Below are 18,652 nucleotides of genomic sequence, written 5' to 3' on the forward strand. Positions count from 1 at the left end.
ATGACGTCTTCATCAACGGTCACTTCGGCCACAGTGCTCTCCTTTTTCCTCAGGAGTTACACCGTTCAAATTACAGTCCCCCACGCAAAATCGCGGCTAGTTGTTTGTATTTGTGCTGGGTGGGGTGGGTGTGGGTCGTAGGGTTGGTGGGTCGTTGTCGGTGGCGGTGGCGCCGGTGTGGTGGGAGGGTTGTCATGTCGTCGTTTGTGGTGGTGTCCCCGCAGGTGGTGTTGGCGGCGGCGGCGGATTTGTCGGTGTTGGGGTCGACGATCAGCGCGGCCAGTGCGGCGGCGGCAAGCGCGACGACAGCGGTGGCTAGTGCGGCACAGGATGAGGTGTCGGCGGCGATCGCGGGGTTGTTTTCTGAGCATGGGCGGCAGTATCAGGTGTTGGCGGGGCGGGTGGCGGGGTTTCATGAGCAGTTCAGCGCGGTGTTGGCCGCCAGCGCGGGGGGGTATGCGGGCGCGGAGGCTTCCGCGGCGCAGAGCCTGCTGGATGCGGTGAACGCGCCGAGTGTGGCGGTGACGGGGCGGGCGTTGGTCGGCAACGGCGCTAACGGGGCCAGTGGTGCGGTGGGTCAGGCCGGTGGTGATGGCGGCTGGTTGTTCGGTAGCGGCGGCAATGGGGGTAGTAGCAGTGATGCGGGCACACCCGGGGGTGCGGGCGGGTCGGCGGGGTTGATCGGCAACGGCGGCAATGGTGGGACCGGGGGGGCCGGCGGGGTTGGGGGGGCCGGGGGGCGCGGTGGCTGGGTGTGGGGTTCGGGTGGGGCCGGTGGGGCCGGGGGTAGCTCGACGGCGGTGGGGGGCACCGGCGGGATGGGCGGTGCTGGTGGTGCGACCGGGTTGATCGGCCATGGCGGGGCTGGCGGGGTCGGTGGGGCCGGCCTCAGCGGTCACGGCGGGGACGGGGCCGCCGGTGGGCGCGGCGGCTGGCTCATCGGTGACGGCGGGGCCGGCGGGGCCGGCGGGGCCGGCGATCCCCTCAGCGGTACCGGTGGTGGTGGCGGCGGTGGTGGGTCGGCGTCGGTGCTCGGCGCTGGTGGCGGCGGCGGGCAGGGCGGCTCGGGTGGCCACAGCGGCGGTGCTGGTGGTGGGGCAGGTGATGGCGGGCTGGTGTATGGCTCGGGTGGGGCCGGCGGGGCCGGCGGGACCGCCGCCGCGACCGCGGGTACCGGCGGGGCTGGTGGTCTGGGCGGCAACACCGGATTATTCGGAGCCGGTGGGGCTGGTGGGGCCGGGGGCGGCAATGCCGGCGGTGACGGCGGTCACGGCGGGGGCGGCGGCCGCGGCGGGTGGCTCTATGGTTCGGGTGGGGCCGGGGGCGCCGGTGGGGCCGGTAACGGGGTCGATGGTGTCGGCGGGTCCGGCGGGTCCGGCGGGGCCGCCGTCTTGATCGGGTCCGGGGGGGCCGGTGGTATGGGCGGCGGTTACGGCGGTGACGGCGGCCGCGGCGGCGATGCCGGACTGCTGATCGGTAACGGCGGTAACGGGGGTGTCGGGGCGGCCGGCTACGACGGGACCACCGGGGCTAGCGGCGGGGCCGGTGGTGACGGCGCCAACGGCGGGGCCGGCGGGGCCGGCGGGGCCGCGGGAGTGATCGGGCTGGGCGGCCATGGCGGGGCCGGCGGCACCGGCGGGGCCGGCGGGGCCGGCGGCGACACCTCGACCGCCGGTGGCGCCGGTGGGGACGGCGGTACCGGCGGTAACGGCGGAGCCGGGGGGGCCGGGGGCAAGGCGCTGATCGGGATCGCCGGTAACGGCGGTGTCGCCGGTAACGGCGGCAGCGGCGGTGCCGGTGGGACCGGTGGGGCCGGTGCCAGCAGTGATGGCGGCACCGGCGGTAACGGCGGGGCCGGCGGCAACGCGGGTGCTGGGGGGGCGGCCGGGGCCGGCTGGGGCGCCCACACCGGCAACGCCGGTGTCGGCGGCACCGGCGGCACCGGTGGTGACGGCGGGACCGGGGATAACGGTGCGCCCGGCGCGGCCGCGGCCACCGGCGCCCCCGGCTACAACGGTGGGGCCGGCGGTACCGGCGGGGCGGGTGGGGCCGCCGGGGCCGGCGGCACCAACGGTAACGGCGGCACCGGCGGTAACGGCGGGGCCGGCGGGGTCGGCGGTGGCGGCGGGGCCGGTAACAACAGCAACGGCGGCACCGGCGGTGACGGCGGGGTTGGCGGCAACGCGGGCGCTGGTGGGGCGGCCGGCGGCGGTGCCGGTAGCGCCGGTGTCGCCGGCAACGCCGGTATCGGTGGCCAAGGCGGCACCGGTGGTGACGGCGGGACCGGCGATAACGGTGCGGCCGGGGCCACCGCGGCCACCGGCGGTGACGGCTACGCGGGCGGGGCCGGCGGCAACGGCGGGGCCGGTGGGGCCGCCGGGGCCGGCGGCACCAACGGCAACGGCGGCCAAGGCGGCAACGGCGCCACCGGCGGGGTCGGCGGTAACGGCGGGGCCGGCGCCAACAGCAACGGCGGAAACGGCGGTACCGGCGGTGACGGCGGGGCCGCCGGCGCTGGTGGGACGGCCGGCAGCGGTGCCGGCAGCGCCGGTGTGGCCGGTAACGCCGGTATCGGCGGCCAAGGCGGGGCCGGTGGTGACGGCGGGACCGGGGATAACGGCGCGGCCGGGGCCACCGCGGCCACCGGCGGTGACGGCTACGCGGGCGGCGCCGGCGGTACCGGCGGTGCTGGCGGGGCCGCCGGGACCGGCGGCACCAACGGTAACGGCGGCCAAGGCGGTAACGGCGCCACCGGCGGCAACGGCGGTGCCGGCGGCAACGGCAACAACAGCAACGGCGGCAACGGCGGTACCGGCGGGGTTGGCGGGGCCGGCGGTAACGGTGGGGCTGCCGGCACCGGTGCCGGCAGCGCCGGTGTGGCCGGGAACGCCGGTGTCGGCGGTGACGGCGGGGTCGGTGGTGATGGCGGAATCGGCGATAACGGCGCCGACGGGGCCAGCGCGACCACCGGCGGTGACGGCTACGCGGGCGGGGCCGGCGGTACCGGCGGTGCTGGCGGTGCCGCCGGGGCCGGCGGCACCAACGGCAACGGCGGCCAAGGCGGTAACGGCGCCGCCGCCGGCAACGGCGGCACCGGCGGCAACGGTGACAACAGCAACGGCGGTGACGGCGGGGCCGGCGGGGTCGGCGGGGCCGCCGGTGCTGGTGGGGCTGCCGGCACCGGTGCCGGTAGCGCGGGTGTCGCCGGGGCCGCCGGTGTCGGCGGCCAAGGCGGTGCTGGCGGTGATGGCGGGACCGGGGATAACGGCGCCGATGGGGCCAGCGCAGCCACCGGCGGTGACGGCTACGCGGGTGGGGCCGGCGGGGCCGGCGGCGCGGGTGGTGCCGCCGGGGCCGGCGGCACCAACGGTAACGGCGGCCAAGGCGGCAACGGCGCCACCGCCGGCAACGGCGGCAACGGCGGTAACGGCGCCAACAGCGCCGGCGGTGACGGTGGGGCCGGCGGGGTTGGCGGGGCCGCCGGTGCGGGTGGGGCCGCCGGCACCGGTGCCGGTAGCGCCGGTGTCGCCGGCAACGCCGGCACCGGCGGCCAAGGCGGTAACGGTGGTAACGGCGGGACCGGCGATAACGGCGCCGCCGGGGCCACCGCGGCCACCGGCCTTGACGGCTACAACGGCGGTAACGGCGGGGCCGGCGGTGCGGGTGGTGCCGCCGGGGCCGGCGGTGTCAACGGTAACGGCGGCCAAGGCGGCAACGGCGCCACCGCCGGCAACGGCGGCAACGGCGGTAACGGCAACAGCAGCAACGGCGGCGACGGCGGTAACGGCGGGGCCGGCGGCAACGCGGGCAATGGTGGGGCCGCCGGCAACGGCACCGGCAGCGCGGGTGTCGCCGGCAACGCCGGTACCGGCGGCCAAGGTGGCACCGGTGGTAACGGCGGGACCGGCGATAACGGCGCCGATGGGGCCACCGCGACCACCGGCGCCACCGGTTACAACGGCGGTAACGGCGGCCAAGGCGGTAACGGCGGGGCCGCCGGGGCCGGCGGCGTTAACGGCAACGGCGGCCAAGGCGGCAATGGCGGCGTCGGCGGCCAAGGCGGTGACGGCGGGGCTGGTAGCAGCAGTAACGGTGGCGATGGCGGTCAAGGCGGCACCGGCGGTGACGCGGGTGCCGGCGGAACCGCAGGCACCGGTACCGGGGCGACCGGTAACGCCGGCAACGCCGGGATCGGCGGCGGCGGTGGGCAAGGCGGCACCGGCGGTGACGGGGACACCGGCGCCACCGGCGTTAGCGGCACAACAGGCGGGGCTGGGTTTGCCGGCGGGGCCGGCGGCCAAGGCGGTAACGGCGGGGCCGCCGGGGCCGGCGGCGTTAACGGCAACGGCGGCCAAGGCGGCAATGGCGGCGTCGGCGGCCAAGGCGGTGACGGCGGGGCTGGTAGCAGCAGTAACGGTGGCGATGGCGGTCAAGGCGGCACCGGCGGTGACGCAGGTGCCGGCGGAACCGCAGGCACCGGTACCGGGGCGACCGGTACCGCCGGCAACGCCGGGATCGGCGGCCAGGGAGGCGCCGGCGGCAACGGCGGCCAAGGAGATAACGGCACGACCGGCGCATCCGGCGGCGGCGTCGGCGGTATCGCCTACGCCGGCGGTAACGGCGGCCAAGGTGGCCAAGGCGGCAACTCGAGCACCGGCGGCGTTAACGGCAGCGGCGGCGCCGGCGGCAACGGAGGCCAAGGCGGTACCGGCGGTAATGGCGGCAGCGCTGTGGGCGCCAGCACTGTCGGCGGTGACGGCGGCAACGGCGGTGGCGGCGGGGCTGCTGGGGCGGGCGGTGCTGCGGGTAGCGGCGGGGTCGGTGGGTCGGTGGGTATCGCGGGCACCGGCGGCCAGGGAGGCGCCGGCGGCAACGGCGGCCAAGGAGATAACGGCACGACCGGCGCATCCGGCGGCGGCGTCGGCGGTATCGCCTACGCCGGCGGTAACGGCGGCCAAGGTGGCCAAGGCGGCAACTCGAGCACCGGCGGCGTTAACGGCAGCGGCGGCGCCGGCGGCAACGGAGGCCAAGGCGGTACCGGCGGTAATGGCGGCAGCGCTGTGGGCGCCAGCACTGTCGGCGGTGACGGCGGCAACGGCGGTGGCGGCGGGGCTGCTGGGGCGGGCGGTGCTGCGGGTAGCGGCGGGGTCGGTGGGTCGGTGGGTATCGCGGGCACCGGCGGCCAGGGAGGCGCCGGCGGCAACGGCGGCCAAGGAGATAACGGCACGACCGGCGCATCCGGCGGCGGCGTCGGCGGTATCGCCTACGCCGGCGGTAACGGCGGCCAAGGTGGCCAAGGCGGCAACTCGAGCCCTGGCGGTGCCGCAGGCAGCGGCGGCGCCGGCGGCAACGGAGGCAGCGGCGGTGACGGCGGCAACGGGGGCAACGGCAGCGACGGAACCAGCAAGAGCGGCCTGTACATCACCGATGGTACCGGCGGCGACGGCACTACCGGTGGCAAGGGCGGGAGCGGCGGCGCCGGCGGCAACGCCGGTGCCGGCGGGGCTGCCGGGAGCGGCGGTGGCGGCACCGCAGGCACCAATGGCAACGGGGGCACTGGCGGCAAAGGTGGCCAAGGCGGCGACGGCGGCAACGGCGGCAGCGGCGCCAACGGCTTGGGCAGTGGTTGGGCTGGCGGCAACGGCGCGGTCGGTGGCGTTGGCGGTGCCGGCGGCGCTGGTGGGGCCGGCGTTAGTGGTGCCGGCGGCGGCACCGGCGGTGTCGGTGGGGGCGGTGGTAGGGGCGGCACGGGCGGCAACGGCGGCGGCGGCTCTGTCGTAAGCGCCGGCGGCACCGGTGGCGAGGGTGGTGGCGGCGGCAACGGCGGGAGCGGCGGCAACGGCGGTGTCGGCGCCGGCACCGGCGGTCAGGGCGGCTTAGGCGGCGACTCCGGTGCCGGCGGCTTCGGCGGCACTGGAGGTAGCAGCGGTGGCGCCGGTGGCGCCGGAGGAAACGGCGGCACCGCCGGCAACGGCGGCAACGGCGGTGACGGCGGCACGGGCGGTGGCGCCGGCGGCCACGGTGGCGGCGGCGGCAACGGCGGCGACGGCGGCCCAGGCGAGGATGGGGAATCCACCGGCCTCGGGGGCACCAGTGGCGTTGGTGGCACCGCCGGCAACGGGGGCAACGGGGGCACCGGTAACGGCGGCGGCAGCGGTGGCAACGGTGGCAACGGTGGCAACGGTGGCAACGCCACCTACACCGGCAGCACTGCCGGTGAAGGTTCTGTCAGCGGATCCAACGGCGGCACCGGGGGCAACGGCGGCATCGGCGGCAACGCCTCAGGCAGCGGCAACGGCGGCACCGGGGGCAACGGGGGCAACGGCGGCAACGCCTCAGGCGGCGGTAACGCTGGCACCGACGGCCACGGCGGCACCGGCGGCGGCGGCGGCAGCGCCGGGACCGGCGGCAACGGCGGCGACGCTTCGGGCGGCGGTGTGGGCGGCGCCGGTGGTAGCGGCGGCACGGGCGGCAACGGCGGCGGCGGCGGCGACGCTTCCTCCGTTAATTCTTTCGGCGGCGACGGGGGTAACGGCGGCAACGGCGGCAACGGTGGTAACGGCGGTACCGGCGGCGGCGGCGGTGGCGGCGGCAACGGCGGCAACGGCGGTACCGGCGGCAGTGGCGGTAGTGGCGCCACTGCCGGCAGCTCCGGCAGCAGCGGCGCGACCGGCGCCGACGGGCAGCCAGGGTCGTAACCATTGAGGTCCTGCATTCCTGGTCAGCGGGGAACGCGCCTATGGGGCATCGGGCTGTTGGGTCTGACCGAATAGACGCACAGCGATATCGGCGACGTGGCGCAGATGTGGGGTGTTGGGCACCGTGGTACTGGGCGCCTATGGCGTCGGGGATCTGCTTGGCGTGCCCTCGGCCTGTTGGATGGCGGGTGCTGCGTTGAGCGATTCCCGGGGTGTCCTGCTGTGGTGGTTGGTGACTGTGAAAAGCGGCTCGTGTTGTGGTATTCCACACCTGACTAATCCGCAGTTCCGCCTCGTAGGTGTTGCCCGGCATTCAAAACGAACCCGATGGCGGCACTGTCGGTGAGGACGAACGGCGGCAGTTCGTGTGCACGGTGACGCAGTGATGTTCACGGTGACGGACTGGCGGCGGGGTTGGTGTTCACGGTGACGGAGGCAGGTGGGCGGGCAGGCGCCTGGGCCCGGCCGGGAGCCGGGCCGCAGGGCGAATCAGGCCGGCGGCGAAAGAAGCCTGCCGTGGCTGTGCAGTCCGATGAGGGTCCACAGGGGCTCGCTGAAGCCCAGCCGTCGCTGGGTCCACCAGGCCGCGGCGGCCAGCATGGTCAGGAGGTCGCGCAGTAGCTTGCCGGTCCCGGGCAGCTCATTGAATGCGTCGGCGTTGAGGCGGACGAGTGCTTGGGCGCCGCGCTGCCACAGCTGGGTCAGATGGGGGTGATCACGGACGCGCCGTAGCCAGCGGCGCACGGTCGACGGTGAGCGGCTCAGCGCAGCGACGATCCTCCGATGCCCGATACCTGCGGCTTTGTGGGCGAGTGCAGTGCCGATCACCTCGGTGGTATCGGCCCGGCGTGGCTGTAGCGCCGCCGGCGGGAGCACATGGGTGGTTTCGCGTCTGCGGCAACGCACCCGTTGGGGCCCGCACGTCGATCACCTCCGCGCCGAGGCTGCGGACGTGCCGGCTGCGTCCATATCCCCACCGCTGCAACGTGTCGCCGCATCCGCGGCGGGGGCAGACCAGCTGGCCTCGGTCACGGCCTGCTCGGCCGCCTCGGCCGTACGGACGACGATCATCGGGTGCTCCGGCGCGCATGAGCCACCAGCGTGGTCTATCACGTCCTTGCCAGGAAGGGGCCAATTGGTGTTGCTGTCGGATCGTTCGGAATCGGTTCTGCCCCAGCAGGTCCCCTCTGACTGCGACCGTCACCATGATCACCGACGCGCGTACCGGCAAGGCGCGGGTTCCTCGTCCGATCCTGATCGTGGTCATCATGCCGCCGCACACGACTCGACTGCACGTCCTCACCCACAGTGACGCGGCGATCCCGATACCGAGTGCCGTTCAACATCGTAGGGCGGATCTGATTCCCGATCGGCTTAGTGAGCAGATGTTTGGTGCCTGTGGTGGGGCGTCGAACACGCCCTGATCATCACCGCGTGGAACATGCTCACCAACGGCGCGTTCTACCGCGAACTCGGCACCGACTATTACACCCTGCGCAAACCGGCCAAAACCAAAGCCCACGCTGTGCACCAGATCGAAGCTCTTGGCTACACCGTCACCCTCACATCACTCGCTGACACCGCATAAGAATCCAGCACGACACGATCAACCGGCAATTCCACCGATGGTCGCCACCTCGCCGTCACCTCAATTTTCGTATCAGTCTTAGCGGCCTGTTGGCGGCTATCTTTGTGGCCGGTTCTGCTGATCGCTGTGGCAGCCAACGGTGTGATGACTTACTCGGTAGCCTGACACCGCAGTAACATCCGCGCCGAATGCGCGTATGTTGGCGGGTGTGGAATTATGGACCGCTGACCAGGCCGCCCAGCACTGGGGCGTGACCCCGGCGCGTGCACGAGGACTGCTGTCCAGCCGCCATATCCACCGCATCTCCGGGTACCCCGCCGACGCGGTCCGCGCCGTGCGCCGCCAGCAAGGGGCGCGCAACGACCTCACCCCACCTCGGGCTGGGCTGACGGCCGGGCAGGCCGCGGAGGCGATCGCCAGGAGCTGCGACGACACGACCCGACTGCGGGTATTCTTCGAATTCATCCGGGGTGCAGACGAAGCCGGCGGCGCAGCATTGCCGCTGATCACCGCGGAACCGGCCCTCATTGGCGACCCCCGCTTCGATGCGTTGCTCGCGGCCGCCGCGGAGCACCTCGCTGCCCGTCACGGGCTACCCGGGCCGTTATGGACGATCACCGTCGAACGTTTCCTGTACCGGGCCTGGTGGATATCGACGCTGCCCTCCGCGCGGGTGCAGGCCCTACTGTGGACCCCCGCATCGTTTCGGCGACGCGGGATCTACCTTGACCGCCTCGACCTCACCCATGACGGAGCCAGCCTGATGCCCGAACCGCTATTCGGCCTCACCGATATCCGGCGCGCGTTCCAAGCCCTGGCCGCTAAGCTCGAGCGGCGGCGGATCATCGGTCACGTGCACGTCTATGGTGGCGCGGCGATGATCCTGGCTTACGACTCGAACCGAACGGCGACCCGCGACATCGACGCCCGGTTCAGCCCCGATGGACCGATGATCGCGGCGATTCGCGCGATCGCGCGCGAAAACGGTTGGCCTACAACGTGGCTCAACAACCAAGCCGCGAGCTATGTTGCCCGCAATCCCGGCGAGGGTGACCGCGTGTTTGACCACCCGTATCTTCAGGTCAACGTGACCCCGCCGGATCACCTGCTGGCGATGAAAGTCCTCGCCGCCCGCGCGGTACGCGACGCCGGCGATCTAGGAACCCTACTGAGCCGCCTGGGGATCGCTACCGAGGACGAGGTCTGGGCAATCGTCGAAAGATTTTTTCCCGGCACCCCGATTTCGGCGCGGTCCCGTGACCTGGTCCAAGATCTCTTCAACCGGCGGCGCGTAAACACCGGGGAGGATCAAAATTGTCCCCGGGACTTCGATTGAGCGAGGCCACTTTCGACGAGTGGGCACCCGACTGCACTCGGGCGCAGTTTGCGGAGTTTGTGCAGCCGTGTCGTTGCGGGGCTGTGTTTGTGGGGTGTTAGGCCGCGGGTCCGACGGTGACGTGGGCCCAGCGCGGCTCAACAGTGTGAGGCAGTCGCGATCGGATAACTGCCAGGTAACGGTGGTGTTGGTTGGTGGGTGTGTGGTGGTGGGGGTTTTGTGGGGGTGTTGGTTGTGGTTGGTGACTGTGGGTGGGGGTTGGGGTTGTGGTGTTGTACAGGTGTTGGGGTGGGGGTGGTGTGGGGGGTGTGTAGATCCTTGGTTGTGCGCTGTTTGTGCTGGGTGGGGTGGGTGTGGGTCGTAGGGTTGGTGGGTCGTTGTCGGTGGTGGTGGCCGGTGTGGTGGGAGGGTTGTCATGTCGTCGTTTGTGGTGGTGTCTCCGCAGGTGGTGTTGGCGGCGGCGGCGGATTTGTCGGTGTTGGGGTCGACGATCAGCGCGGCCAGTGCGGCGGCGGCAAGCGCGACGACAGCGGTGGCTAGTGCGGCACAGGATGAGGTGTCGGCGGCGATCGCGGGGTTGTTTTCTGAGCATGGGCGGCAGTATCAGGTGTTGGCGGGGCGGGTGGCGGGGTTTCATGAGCAGTTCAGCGCGGTGTTGGCCGCCAGCGCGGGGGGGTATGCGGGCGCGGAGGCTTCCGCGGCGCAGAGCCTGCTGGATGCGGTGAACGCGCCGAGTGTGGCGGTGACGGGGCGGGCGTTGGTCGGCAACGGCGCTAACGGGGCCAGTGGTGCGGTGGGTCAGGCCGGTGGTGATGGCGGCTGGTTGTTCGGTAGCGGCGGCAATGGGGGTAGTAGCAGTGATGCGGGCACACCCGGGGGTGCGGGCGGGTCGGCGGGGTTGATCGGCAACGGCGGCAATGGTGGGACCGGGGGGGCCGGCGGGGTTGGGGGGGCCGGGGGGCGCGGTGGCTGGGTGTGGGGTTCGGGTGGGGCCGGTGGGGCCGGGGGTAGCTCGACGGCGGTGGGGGGCACCGGCGGGATGGGCGGTGCTGGTGGTGCGACCGGGTTGATCGGCCATGGCGGGGCTGGCGGGGTCGGTGGGGCCGGCCTCAGCGGTCACGGCGGGGACGGGGCCGCCGGTGGGCGCGGCGGCTGGCTCATCGGTGACGGCGGGGCCGGCGGGGCCGGCGGGGCCGGCGATCCCCTCAGCGGTACCGGTGGTGGTGGCGGCGGTGGTGGGTCGGCGTCGGTGCTCGGCGCTGGTGGCGGCGGCGGGCAGGGCGGCTCGGGTGGCCTCAGCGGCGGTGCTGGTGGTGGGGCAGGTGATGGCGGGCTGGTGTATGGCTCGGGTGGGGCCGGTGGGGCCGGCGGGACCGCCGCCGCGACCGCGGGTACCGGCGGGGCTGGTGGTCTGGGCGGCAACACCGGATTATTCGGAGCCGGTGGGGCTGGTGGGGCCGGGGGCGGCAATGCCGGCGGTGACGGCGGTCACGGTGGGGGCGGCGGCCGCGGCGGGTGGCTCTATGGTTCGGGTGGGGCCGGTGGGGCCGGTGGGGCCGGTAACGGGGTTGATGGTGTCGGCGGGTCCGGCGGGTCCGGCGGGGCCGCCGTCTTGATCGGGTCCGGGGGGGCCGGTGGTGTGGGCGGCGGTTACGGCGGTGACGGCGGCCGCGGCGGCGATGCCGGACTGCTGATCGGTAACGGCGGTAACGGGGGTGTCGGGGCGGCCGGCTACGACGGGACCACCGGGGCTAGCGGCGGGGCCGGTGGTGACGGCGCCAACGGTGGGGCCGGCGGGGCCGGCGGGGCCGCGGGGTTGATCGGGCTGGGCGGCCATGGCGGGGCCGGCGGCACCGGCGGTGCCGGCGGGGCCGGCGGCGACGCCTCGACCGCCGGTGGCGCCGGTGGGGACGGCGGTACCGGCGGTAACGGTGGGGCCGGGGGTGCCGGGGGCAAGGCGCTGATCGGGATCGCCGGTAACGGCGGCACCGCCGGCAGCGGCGGCAGCGGCGGTGCCGGTGGGACCGGTGGGGCCGGTGCCAGCAGTGATGGCGGCACCGGCGGTAACGGCGGGGCCGGCGGGGCCGCGGGTGCTGGGGGGGCGGCCGGGGCCGGCTGGGGCGCCCACACCGGCAACGCCGGTGTCGGCGGCCGAGGCGGTGCTGGCGGTGACGGCGGGACCGGGGATAACGGCGCGGCCGGCGCCACCGCGGCCACCGGCGCCCCCGGCTACAAGGGTGGGGCCGGCGGTACCGGGGGTGCTGGCGGGGCCGCCGGGGCCGGCGGCACCAACGGTAACGGCGGTCAAGGCGGTAACGGCGGGGCCGGCGGGGTCGGCGGTGGCGGCGGGGCCGGTAACAACAGCAACGGCGGAAACGGCGGCACCGGCGGTGACGGCGGGGCCGCCGGCGCTGGTGGGGCCGCGGGCAGCGGTGCCGGCAGCGCCGGTGTCGCCGGCAACGCCGGTGTCGGCGGCCAAGGCGGCACCGGTGGTGACGGCGGGACCGGCGATAACGGCGCCGATGGGGCCACCGCGGCCACCGGCGGTGACGGCTACGCGGGTGGGGCCGGCGGTACCGGCGGGGCGGGTGGGGCCGCCGGGGCCGGCGGCACCAACGGCAACGGCGGCACCGGCGGTAACGGCGCCACCGGCGGGGTCGGCGGTGCCGGCGGGGCCGGCAACAACAGCAACGGCGGAAACGGCGGCACCGGCGGTGACGGCGGGGCCGCCGGTGCCGGTGGGGCCGCGGGCAGCGGTGCCGGCAGCGCCGGTGTGGCCGGGAACGCCGGTGTCGGCGGCCAAGGCGGCACCGGCGGTAACGGCGGGACCGGGGATAACGGCGCCGATGGGGCCACCGCGGCCACCGGCGGTGACGGCTACGCGGGCGGCGCCGGCGGCACCGGCGGGGCTGGCGGGGCCGCCGGGGCCGGCGGCACCAACGGCAACGGCGGCACCGGCGGCAACGGCGCCGCCGCCGGCACCGGCGGCAACGGCGGCAACGGCGCCAACAGCAACGGCGGTAACGGCGGTACCGGCGGCACCGGCGGGGCCGCGGGCAATGGTGGGGCTGCCGGCACCGGCACCGGCAGCGCCGGTCTCGCCGGCAACGCCGGCACCGGCGGCACCGGCGGCACCGGCGGTAACGGCGGGACCGGCGATAACGGCGCCAACGGGGCCACCGCGGCCACCGGCGGTGACGGCTACGCGGGCGGGGCCGGCGGCGCCGGCGGTGCGGGTGGAGCCGCCGGGACCGGCGGCACCAACGGCAACGGCGGCCAAGGCGGCAACGGCGCCGCCGCCGGCACCGGCGGCACCGGCGGCAACGGCGCCAACAGCGCCGGCGGTGACGGTGGGGCCGGCGGGGTCGGCGGGGCCGGCGGTAACGGTGGGGCCGCCGGCGCCGGCACCGGTAGCGCCGGTCTCGCCGGCAACGCCGGTGTCGGCGGTGACGGCGGGGCCGGGGGTAAGGGTGGGATCGGTGATGACAACACCACCCCGGGCGGCGCCGGTTATACCGGCGGGGCCGGTGGGGCCGGCGGGGCCGGCGGGGCCGGCGGCAACAGCGCTGCTGGGGGCATCAACGGCAGCGGCGGTAACGGCGGGGCCGGCGGGGTCGGCGGTAACGCCGGTAACGCCGCCGACGGCGACACCACCGGCGCCGGCGCCGGCGGGGCTGGTGGTGCCGGCGGGGTCGGCGGGGACGCCGGCGCGGCCGGAACCGGCGGCACCGGCGGGATCGCCGGTATCGCCGGGGCTGGCGGCACCGGCGGTAACGGCGGTAACGGGGGCAGCGGGTACCCCGACAGCTACACCGGCGGCGCCGGTGGTGGCGGTGGCGCCGGCGGGGCCGGCGGGACCGCCGGCGCCGGCGGCACCAACGGTGCCGGCGGTCACGGCGGTCACGGCGGCGACGGCGGGCAGGGCGGGGCCGCCACCGCGGGCAATACCGGCGGCTACGGCGGCCAAGGCGGCGCCGGTGGCGGCGGTGGTGACGCCGGGGCCGGTGTCGGCGCCGGCGCTAACGGCGGCAACGGCGGCAACGGCGGCACCGGCGGACAGGGCGCCAACGGCGGCGACGGCAGCGCCACCGCCGGCGGCGACGGCGGTCACGGCGGCACCGGAGGCGACGCCGGCATCGGGGGAACCGCCTCCGGTGCGGCCACCGCCGGCAGCGCCGGTGTCGGCGGTAACGGCGGGGCCGGCGGCAACGGCGGGACCGGCGATGCCGGCAGCGACGGCGCCACCGGCACCACCGGCGGTGATGGCTTCAACGGCGGGGCCGGCGGCACCGGCGGCGATGGCGGGGCAGCCAACGGCGGGACCGCCGGCAACGGCGGCGCCGGCGGTAACGGGGCCAAGGCCGGCAACGGCGGCACCGGCGGCAACGGCACCGACGGCAGCAGCTCCACCAGCGGCGTCGGCGGTGACGGCACCGCCGGCGGTAACGGCGGTAACGGCGGCACCGGCGGCGCGGCCGGTGCCGGTGGGGCCGCCGGCAGCGGTAGCGGCGGCACCACCGGCACCAACGGCACCGCCGGTGACGGCGGCACCGGCGGCAAAGGCGGCACCGGCGGCAACGGCGGCACCGGCGGCACGGCTACCACCGAATCCGGTGTAGGTTTCAACGGCGGCACCGGCGGCACCGGCGGGGCCGGCGGCCACGGCGGGGCCGGCGGGGCCGGCATCAACGGCAGCGGCGGCGGCACCGGTGGGGCCGGTGGGGCCGGTGGTGTCGGTGGTGCCGGAGGTGACGGCGGCGACATAGGCTCCGGGAACGGCAGCGGTGGCGCGGGCGGCACCGGCGCCAACGGCGGCACCGGCGGTGATGGCGGCAGCGGCGGGGCCGGTGGCGGTGCCGGCGGCGTCGGCGGCGACGGCGGCGATAGCGGAGCCGGCGGCACCGGCGGCGACGGATACGGCATCACCAGTGCCGGGGGTGCCGGTGGCGCCTCCGGCACTGGCGGCGACGGCGGAAAGGGCGGTGCCGGGGGCACCAGCGGCGGCGCTGGCGGCAATGGCGGTACCGGCGGCAACGCCGGCCAAGGGGGCATCGGCGGCGAAGGTCTTGGCCGCACCCTCGGCGATTACGCCGATGGCGGCAACGGCGGAACCGGAGGCACCGGCGGAACCGGCGGCACCGGAGGCACCGCCACAGCCGGAGGCGACGCCGGCAAAGGCGGCAACGGCGGCAACGCCGGCACCGGTGGCACCGGCGGCACCGCCTCCGGCGCTGGCGACCAAGGCGGCACCGGAGGCACCGGCGGCAACGGTGGCACCGGTGGCAACGGTGGCAACGGCGGCGACGTATTAGGCGGCACCGGCAACGGCGGCACCGGCGGCACCGCGGCCAACGGAGGCACCGGCGGCATCGGCGGCTCCGGCTACACCAGCGACGGCGCATACGGCGACGGCGGGCCCGGCGGTAACGGCGGCAACGGTGGCAATACCGCCGGCAGCGGTAACGGCGGTAACGGCGGTAACGGCGGTAACGGCGCCGACGGCACCACCAGCACCGGAGCAAACGGTGGCGACGGCGGTAACGGCGGTTCAGCCGGCGCTAGCGCCACCGGCACCGGCGGCAACGGCGGCACCGGCGGCAACGGCGGCAACGGCGCCGACGGACCCACCGGCACCGGAGGGAACGGCGGCGACGGCGGTAACGGTGGCACCGGCGGCGACGTATCAGGCGGCACAGGCAATGGCGGCGACGGCGGCAACGCGGGCAACGGCGGCAACGGCGGCTCCGGCAACGGTGGCGGTGCCGCCGGCCACGGCGGGGCCGGCGGCACCGGCGGCAATACCGCCGGCAGCGGTAACGGCGGTAACGGCGGTAACGGCGGCACCGGCGCCGCCGGCGGCACCGGCACCGGAGCGAAAGGTGGCGACGGCGGTAACGGTGGTTCAGCCGGCGCTAGCGCCACCGGCACCGGCGGCACCGGCGGCGACGGCGGCACCGGAGGAACCGGCGGAACCGGCGCCAACGGCACCGACGCCGCCAGCGACACGGGTGACAACGGCGGCGACGGCACCGCCGGCGGCAACGGCGGAGCCGGCGGCACCGGCGGAACCGGCGGGGCCACGAACGGCGGCACCGCCGGCAACGGCGGCAAAGGCGGCAACGGCGGAACCGGCGGCACCGGCGGAACCGGCGGCCGCGGTGCCGATGGCAGCAGCGACACCGGCGGCGACGGCGGCACCGGGACCGCCGGCGGCAGTGGAGGCAACGGCGGCAAGGGCGGCAACGCCGGCGCTGGCGGGGCCGCCGGTGCTGGCGGCGGTGGCAGCGCCGGCGCCAACGGCACCGCCGGCACGGGCGGCACCGGCGGCAACGGCGGCAACGGCGGCAACGGCGGCACCGGCAGCGACGGAGATGGCACCGCCTACAACGGCGGCAACGGCGGCAACGGCGGCAACGCCGGCACGGGCGGCACCGGCGGAACCGGCATCAACGGCACCGGCGGCGGCAAAGGAGGCAACGGCGGCAACGGCGGCGACGCCGGAACCGCCGGCAACGGCGGAGAAAGCGCGTTTAGACAGGGCGGCATCGGCGGCATCGGCGGCACCGGCGGCGCTGGCGGCGCTGGCGGCAACGGCGGCGGCACCGGAGGCACTGGCGGCACCGGCGGCACCGGCGGCAGTGGCGGAGGCGGTGGCAGTGGCGGCACCGGCGGCGGGGACGACGGCGGCGACGGCGGCAACGGCGGCGCCGGGGGCGCTGGCGGCACCGGCGGCACGGGTGACGGCGCCGCTGGCGGCGACGGCGGCGAAGGCGGCAACAGCGGCTCCGGCGGGGGCGGCGGTTTCGCCGGCGGCAGCCATGGCAACGGCGGCAACGGCGGCGACGCCGGAACCGCCGGCAACGGCGGCAAGGGCGGCAACGCCACCGGAGGCGGCCTGGCCGGCAACGGCGGCACCGGCGGTACCGGCGGGGGCGGCGGCAATGGTGGCGACGCATTCGACAACACGGGCGGCAACGGCGGCAATGGCGCCAACGGCGGCGACGGCGGCGACGGCGGCAACGGCGGCGGCGGCGGCGACGGCGGCACCGGTGGCATCGGTGGGACAGGCGGGAGCGGTGGCACCGGCCCCAGCGGGGACGGTAGTGCTGGCACCAGCGGCACCACCGGCGCAACCGGGCAGCACGGGTCGTGACTATTCATCTTTGCTGGGCTCGGTTGGCCGGCGGTTACTACGGTGCAGTTGGCAATCCTTCCCGTGGTCGTCATCCAATGAGACGGTCAACACTGGCCGGGTCAGCCCCGGATAGCGATGATGCGGGTGGCCGGCTTCGACGGCGGCGGCGCGGCGTGCGCGACGGGGTGGGATCGTCGGTCGCGGCTTCGGGGGCGGGCGAATGCGCCCAGGCCAGGCCGATCCCGAACAGCAACACGGCCCGGTCAAAAGGGGTGCCAAACGAACTCGACGCGGCTGGAGCCGCTTCGATCGCGGCGATGGCCTGGGTGAGGACGGATTGGTCGTTGGCAGAGGGTTCGTCGAGAGTGACGCCATCCAGGGGTCGGGTCGGCGGCAGGCCAGGTCGTGGATGTCGGCGACGAATTGGGGGACGGGCGATCGCCAGAACACTGTAGGCGGGCACCGCCACAACCGTGATCGACACGGGCACGGTCACAACCGTGTTCCACATCGGTGCGACCTGAAACACGCTCGGTCTGGGAACACCCACCGTCACCGGCAGTACGGCCAACGGTGTGATGACTTACTCGGTAGCCTGACACCGCAGTAACATCCGCGCCGAATGCGCGTATGTTGGCGGGTGTGGAATTATGGACCGCTGACCAGGCCGCCCAGCACTGGGGCGTGACCCCGGCGCGTGCACGAGGACTGCTGTCCAGCCGCCATATCCACCGCATCTCCGGGTACCCCGCCGACGCGGTCCGCGCCGTGCGCCGCCAGCAAGGGGCGCGCAACGACCTCACCCCACCTCGGGCTGGGCTGACGGCCGGGCAGGCCGCGGAGGCGATCGCCAGGAGCTGCGACGACACGACCCGACTGCGGGTATTCTTCGAATTCATCCGGGGTGCAGACGAAGCCGGCGGCGCAGCATTGCCGCTGATCACCGCGGAACCGGCCCTCATTGGCGACCCCCGCTTCGATGCGTTGCTCGCGGCCGCCGCGGAGCACCTCGCTGCCCGTCACGGGCTACCCGGGCCGTTATGGACGATCACCGTCGAACGTTTCCTGTACCGGGCCTGGTGGATATCGACGCTGCCCTCCGCGCGGGTGCAGGCCCTACTGTGGACCCCCGCATCGTTTCGGCGACGCGGGATCTACCTTGACCGCCTCGACCTCACCCATGACGGAGCCAGCCTGATGCCCGAACCGCTATTCGGCCTCACCGATATCCGGCGCGCGTTCCAAGCCCTGGCCGCTAAGCTCGAGCGGCGGCGGATCATCGGTCACGTGCACGTCTATGGTGGCGCGGCGATGATCCTGGCTTACGACTCGAACCGAACGGCGACCCGCGACATCGACGCCCGGTTCAGCCCCGATGGACCGATGATCGCGGCGATTCGCGCGATCGCGCGCGAAAACGGTTGGCCTACAACGTGGCTCAACAACCAAGCCGCGAGCTATGTTGCCCGCAATCCCGGCGAGGGTGACCGCGTGTTTGACCACCCATATCTTCAGGTCAACGTGACCCCGCCGGATCACCTGCTGGCGATGAAAGTCCTCGCCGCCCGCGCGGTACGCGACGCCGGCGATCTAGGAACCCTACTGAGCCGCCTGGGGATCGCTACCGAGGACGAGGTCTGGGCAATCGTCGAAAGATTTTTTCCCGGCACCCCGATTTCGGCGCGGTCCCGTGACCTGGTCCAAGATCTCTTCAACCGGCGGCGCGTAAACACCGGGGAGGATCAAAATTGTCCCCGGGACTTCGATTGAGCGAGGCCACTTTCGACGAGTGGGCACCCGACTGCACTCGGGCGCAGTTTGCGGAGTTTGTGCAGCCGTGTCGTTGCGGGGCTGTGTTTGTGGGGTGTTAGGCCGCGGGTCCGACGGTGACGTGG

General features: G+C 75.0%; 8 protein-coding genes and 1 pseudogene. 6 read left to right on the forward strand and 3 right to left on the reverse strand.

Annotated features, from left to right (window positions below; all coding sequences use genetic code 11):
• Positions 1-194: 194 nt before the first annotated feature.
• Positions 195-6,698: a PE family protein gene (locus tag AADZ78_RS27415; RefSeq protein ID WP_341343649.1), complete on the forward strand. Its 6,504-nt coding sequence runs from the start codon at positions 195-197 to the stop codon at positions 6,696-6,698.
• Positions 6,699-7,187: 489 nt separating this feature from the next.
• Here AADZ78_RS27415 and AADZ78_RS27420 read toward each other — a convergent pair whose 3' ends face one another.
• Both AADZ78_RS27420 and AADZ78_RS27425 read right to left on the reverse strand, forming a co-directional pair.
• Positions 7,188-7,526 carry a helix-turn-helix domain-containing protein gene (locus AADZ78_RS27420; RefSeq protein ID WP_249044856.1) on the reverse strand — a complete coding sequence of 113 codons (339 nt, stop codon included), beginning with the start codon at positions 7,524-7,526 and terminating at the stop codon, positions 7,188-7,190.
• A gap of 18 nt (positions 7,527-7,544) precedes the next feature.
• Positions 7,545-7,769 (reverse strand): annotated as a pseudogene (locus tag AADZ78_RS27425) (arginine RICH protein); the annotation flags it as partial.
• Between the two features lie 134 nt (positions 7,770-7,903).
• Between AADZ78_RS27425 and AADZ78_RS27430 the strand changes: the two are divergent.
• The 4 genes from AADZ78_RS27430 to AADZ78_RS27445 all read left to right on the forward strand — a co-directional run bounded on the left by AADZ78_RS27430 (position 7,904) and on the right by AADZ78_RS27445 (position 16,775).
• On the forward strand, positions 7,904-8,122 hold the full coding sequence (locus AADZ78_RS27430; protein WP_085248907.1) for a hypothetical protein: 219 nt from the start codon (positions 7,904-7,906) through the stop codon (positions 8,120-8,122).
• Between the two features lie 17 nt (positions 8,123-8,139).
• A complete protein-coding gene (locus AADZ78_RS27435; RefSeq protein WP_169726212.1) occupies positions 8,140-8,286 on the forward strand; it encodes a hypothetical protein in 147 nt (48 codons plus the stop codon).
• Between the two features lie 196 nt (positions 8,287-8,482).
• Positions 8,483-9,622: a hypothetical protein gene (locus AADZ78_RS27440; RefSeq protein ID WP_341343650.1), complete on the forward strand. Its 1,140-nt coding sequence runs from the start codon at positions 8,483-8,485 to the stop codon at positions 9,620-9,622.
• A 415-nt stretch (positions 9,623-10,037) separates the two neighbouring features.
• On the forward strand, positions 10,038-16,775 hold the full coding sequence (locus tag AADZ78_RS27445) for a PE family protein (protein WP_341343651.1): 6,738 nt from the start codon (positions 10,038-10,040) through the stop codon (positions 16,773-16,775).
• Between the two features lie 70 nt (positions 16,776-16,845).
• Here AADZ78_RS27445 and AADZ78_RS27450 read toward each other — a convergent pair whose 3' ends face one another.
• Complete coding sequence (locus AADZ78_RS27450; protein ID WP_139828797.1) at positions 16,846-17,247, reverse strand: hypothetical protein; 402 nt, start codon at positions 17,245-17,247, stop codon at positions 16,846-16,848.
• 140 nt (positions 17,248-17,387) lie between these two features.
• On the opposite strand from AADZ78_RS27450, the gene AADZ78_RS27455 reads away from it, so the two are divergent.
• Positions 17,388-18,527, forward strand: coding sequence for a hypothetical protein (locus AADZ78_RS27455; protein WP_341343650.1), 1,140 nt, complete (start codon positions 17,388-17,390; stop codon positions 18,525-18,527).
• The last annotated feature ends 125 nt before the right edge of the window (positions 18,528-18,652 follow it).

This window comes from Mycobacterium riyadhense (genome assembly GCF_963853645.1).
GTDB classification, from domain to species: Bacteria; Actinomycetota; Actinomycetes; order Mycobacteriales; family Mycobacteriaceae; genus Mycobacterium; species Mycobacterium riyadhense.